Below are 3708 nucleotides of genomic sequence, written 5' to 3'. Positions count from 1 at the left end.
CGTGCCGGCCGGCTCGCCGATCACCGGCTTCGACCAGCTCGCCGGCAAGCGGGTGGTGGTCGTGCAGGGCACCGTGCAGGACGACTACGCCACCGGTAAGAACCTGAACCCGGTGCGGGTGCCCGACTACAACGGCGCGATCAACCAGCTCAAGGCCGGCACCGCCGACGCCTGGATCGCCCCCGCCGAGATCGGTGACAAGTCGGCCGCGGACAGCAACGGCAAGATCACGGTGGCGACCAAGCAGCTCAGCCCGGCCCCGACCGCGTACGCGGTGGCGAAGGGGAACGACAAGCTGCGCGAGGCGCTGAACAAGGGCCTCGACGAGGTCATCGCCGACGGCACCTGGACGAAGCTTCAGGCGCAGTACTACCCGGGCCGCCCGATCCCGGCCGACTTCAAGCCCGGCAGCGGCACGGTCGCCGTCCCGGGCCCGGCGGCGCCGTCGGCGTCGGCCGCTTCCTGACGTACGCGAACACGAGCGAGCGGGGCGGTAGGAGATTCCGATGGATCCGTTGAGCACCCTGTGGGAGACCTTCTTCGACTGGGACTCCATGCGCGAGGCGCTACCCGACATGCTGACCGTCGGGTTGCCCAACACGCTGATCCTGGCGGTCTCCGCCGCCCTGCTCGGCTCGCTGCTGGGCATGCTGCTGGCGATCGCCGGCATCTCCCGTAGCCGCTGGCTGCGCTGGCCGGCCCGGGTCTACACCGACATCTTCCGCGGCCTGCCCGCCGCCGCGACCATCCTGCTCATCGGCGTCGGCCTGGCGCCACTGGGCATGGAGGTCTGGGGCCCGAACCCCTACCCGCTGGGGATCCTGGCGCTGTCGCTGATCGCCGCCGCGTACATCGGTGAGATCTTCCGGGCCGGCATCCAGAGCGTCGAGGCGGCGCAGCTGGAGGGGGCCCGGGCGCTCGGCTTCTCCTGGGGCGAGGCGATGCGCCTGGTGATCGTCCCGCAGGGCGTCCGGCGGGTGCTGCCGGCCTGGGTGAACCAGCTGATCGCCCTGATCAAGGACTCCAGCCTGGTCTACTTCCTCGGCCTGCTGGCCAGCCAGCGGGAGCTGTTTCGGATCGGGCAGGACTACGCGGCGAACACCGGCAACCAGTCCGCCCTGCTGCTGGCCGGCCTGTTCTACCTGGCATTGACCGTGCCGCTGACCCACGCGGTCAACTGGATCGACCGGCGCCTGCGCCAGGGTCGCGCGGTCACCGTCGACCCCGACGACGACGGCGGGCTGGCCGTGGCCGGCCAGGTCGCCCTGCCCCCGGAGACCGCCGCGCCGCAGCGAGAGGACCAGCGATGACGACCACCACCACCGGCACCACGACCTCGGTCAGCCTCGGCGTCCGGGACGTGCACCTCGCCTTCGGCGCGAACAGGGTGCTGCGCGGCGCCGAACTGGACGTGGCCCGGGGCGCGACGGCCTGCGTGATCGGCCCGTCCGGCTCCGGCAAGTCCACCCTGCTGCGCACCATCAACCGCCTTATCGAGCCGGACTCCGGCGACGTCCTGCTCGACGGCCGCAGCGTGCTGCGCGACGACCCGGACGCGCTGCGACAGCGGGTCGGCATGGTGTTCCAGCAGTTCAACCTCTTCCCGCACATGACCGTGCTGCGCAACATCACCCTCGCCCTGCGAAAGATCAGGAAGCTCTCCGAGGACGAGGCGATGCAGGTGGCCCGGACCCAGCTCGACCTGGTCGGGCTGGCCGCCAAGGCCGACTCCCGTCCCGCGCACCTCTCCGGCGGTCAGCAGCAGCGGGTGGCCATCGCCCGCGCCCTGGCCCTGCAACCGCAGGTGATGCTCTTCGACGAGGCGACCTCGGCGCTCGACCCGGAGCTGGTGAAGGGGGTGCTCGGGGTGATGGCCGACCTCTCCGCCGCCGGCATGACCATGGTAGTGGTGACCCACGAGATGGGCTTCGCCCGCGAGGTCGCCGACATGGTGGCCTTCATGGACCACGGCGTGGTCCTCGAGGCCGGCGAGCCGGCCGCCATCTTCGAATCCCCCGAGCACCCCCGGCTGCGCCGCTTCCTCGCCCAGGTGCTCTAGCCCCTGCCGGCGCTCGCCGAGGCGGTCCACATCGGCGCCGAGCTGCTCGGGTCCGACCCACCCCCGTGCCTGGTGAGCGGTTCCCGATTGGGCGGCATCCGCAGCCGGAGCTCAGGCCTCGGGGCAGCGGTCGGAGAGGGCGTACCGGGTCAGCACCACGTCGCCGATCTGGCGGACCTCCAGCACCCGGGCACGCCGTCCGGGGTGCCAGGGGAAACTGCCGTCCCCGACGAAGCGCGGCGCCCGGCCGTCGCCGACGAAGAACGGCGCGACCACCAGGTGCAGCTCGTCGGCGAGTCCGGCGCTGAGGAACTGCGCGTGCACAGTGCCGCCGCCCTCGACCATCAGCCGGCGTACGCCCCGGGCGGCCAGGTCGGCAAGCAGCGTACCGGGACCGGCCGGCTCGCCGGCGTCGACCACCGTCGCCACCCCGCCCAGCCGCTCCCGGGTCTTCTCCAGCGCGCCGCTCGGGCAGTACACCAGCTTCGTCGCCTCGCCCATGGTGAAGAAGCGGGCCGCCGGGTCGAGGTCCCCGCTGGCGGTGACCGTGACCTTCGCCGGGGACGGCGGGAGGCCCCGGGCCACCCGCTCGGCCCGGCGCCGGTCGGAGCGCACCAGCAGCCTCGGGTCGTCCCGGCGGACGGTGACCGCGCCGACCAGGATGGCGTCGCAGCCCGCCCGGACCGCGTCGATCCGGTCCAGGTCGTCGGCGTTGGACAGCAGCAACCGCTCGGCCGAGGCGTCGTCGATGTACCCGTCGATCGACATCGCGCAGCTGAGCAGCACGTACGGCCGGCCGGTCACGGCACGAACGGGAGGTCGAGGGCGTGGTCGCCGCGGCGGACCTTCGCCGCCAGGTAGCCGGCGTTGGCCGGGGACAGGTGCACGCCCGTCGGCACCCGCTCGGCCACCGTCACGCCGAACCGGTCGAGCTGGTCGGCCTTGTCCGGGTTGTTGCTGAGCAGGGCGACCCGGGACACGCCCAGCGCGGCCAGCATCTGCGCGGCCACCCGGTAGTCGCGCTCGTCGGCGCCCCGGCCCAACGCCAGGTTCGCCTCGTAGGTGTCCAGGCCGGCGTCCTGCAGGGCGTACGCGTCGAGCTTGGCGTACAGGCCGATGCCGCGCCCCTCCTGCCGCAGGTAGAGCAGGAAGCCGTCGGCCTCGGCGATGCGCTCGACGGCCTCCCGCAACTGCGGGCCGCAGTCGCAGCGCTGGCTGCCGAAGACGTCCCCGGTCAGGCACTCGCTGTGCGGCCGCACCAGGGGCGGCGGACCGCCGGTGGCCTGCCCGTCCAGGGTCGCCGCCCAGTCACCGAGGCCGAACGCGAGATGCTCCCGGCCGTCCACCAGCCCGTCGAACGAGAAGACCCGGGCGTCCGTGACGTACCCGTCGGGGAACCGCAGCGGCACCGTCACCTGGGTCCGGACCGTCGCAGCCGGCAGCGCTTCGTCCATTGCTCTGCTTCCTACTTCTTGCTCATTGCTGAGCGGTTCGGATAGTTCGCTCTCCGCCCGAGGTTGGTCGGGCTGGAGTCCTGGACCGGCAGTCTGGTCCGGTGGCGATCGGTCCTGTCCTGCAGGATCTGCTTCACCTTGTGGTGTGGGGTGTGCAGGGCGATGTCGGGGTCGCCGGCTCGTTGCAGGATGTTG

Annotated in this window: 6 protein-coding genes; 3 read left to right on the top strand and 3 right to left on the bottom strand. The window is 72.3% G+C overall.

Annotated features, from left to right (window positions below; translation table 11 throughout):
* The 3 genes from DKT69_RS34745 to DKT69_RS34735 form a co-directional block, all read left to right on the top strand.
* A partial coding sequence (locus DKT69_RS34745; RefSeq protein ID WP_146231294.1) for a substrate-binding periplasmic protein occupies positions 1 to 466 on the top strand: 466 nt, incomplete at its 5' end.
* Positions 467 to 506: 40 nt separating this feature from the next.
* Complete coding sequence (locus DKT69_RS34740; RefSeq protein WP_109805612.1) at positions 507 to 1310, top strand: amino acid ABC transporter permease; 804 nt, start codon at positions 507 to 509, stop codon at positions 1308 to 1310.
* Positions 1307 to 2059 (top strand): amino acid ABC transporter ATP-binding protein, encoded by a 753-nt coding sequence (locus DKT69_RS34735; RefSeq protein ID WP_109805611.1) that lies wholly within the window; start codon positions 1307 to 1309, stop codon positions 2057 to 2059. The genes DKT69_RS34740 and DKT69_RS34735 overlap by 4 nt, the downstream gene beginning before the upstream one ends.
* A gap of 111 nt (positions 2060 to 2170) precedes the next feature.
* On the opposite strand, the gene DKT69_RS34730 is transcribed toward DKT69_RS34735, so the two are convergent.
* From DKT69_RS34730 to DKT69_RS34720, 3 genes are all read right to left on the bottom strand, one after another.
* A complete protein-coding gene (locus DKT69_RS34730; RefSeq protein WP_109805610.1) occupies positions 2171 to 2863 on the bottom strand; it encodes a RibD family protein in 693 nt (230 codons plus the stop codon).
* The gene (locus DKT69_RS34725; protein ID WP_109805609.1) at positions 2860 to 3513 is read right to left on the bottom strand and encodes a GTP cyclohydrolase II; all 654 of its coding nucleotides are present in this window, start codon (positions 3511 to 3513) and stop codon (positions 2860 to 2862) included. The genes DKT69_RS34730 and DKT69_RS34725 overlap by 4 nt, the downstream gene beginning before the upstream one ends.
* 11 nt (positions 3514 to 3524) lie before the next feature.
* On the bottom strand, positions 3525 to 3708 hold a 184-nt coding region (locus DKT69_RS34720; RefSeq protein WP_201750005.1), incomplete at its 5' end, for a hypothetical protein.

It is taken from the genome of Micromonospora sicca, from assembly GCF_003172935.1.
GTDB lineage: Bacteria > Actinomycetota > Actinomycetes > Mycobacteriales > Micromonosporaceae > Micromonospora > Micromonospora sicca.
This window is presented reverse-complemented; position numbering and strand designations above follow the sequence as displayed.

Coding starts and splice junctions, on each gene's coding strand:
- DKT69_RS34740 (WP_109805612.1), top strand. CDS start 507: ATGGATCCGTTGAGCACCCTGTGGGAGACCTTCTTCGACTGGGACTCC.
- DKT69_RS34735 (WP_109805611.1), top strand. CDS start 1,307: ATGACGACCACCACCACCGGCACCACGACCTCGGTCAGCCTCGGCGTC.
- DKT69_RS34725 (WP_109805609.1), bottom strand. CDS start 3,513: ATGGACGAAGCGCTGCCGGCTGCGACGGTCCGGACCCAGGTGACGGTG.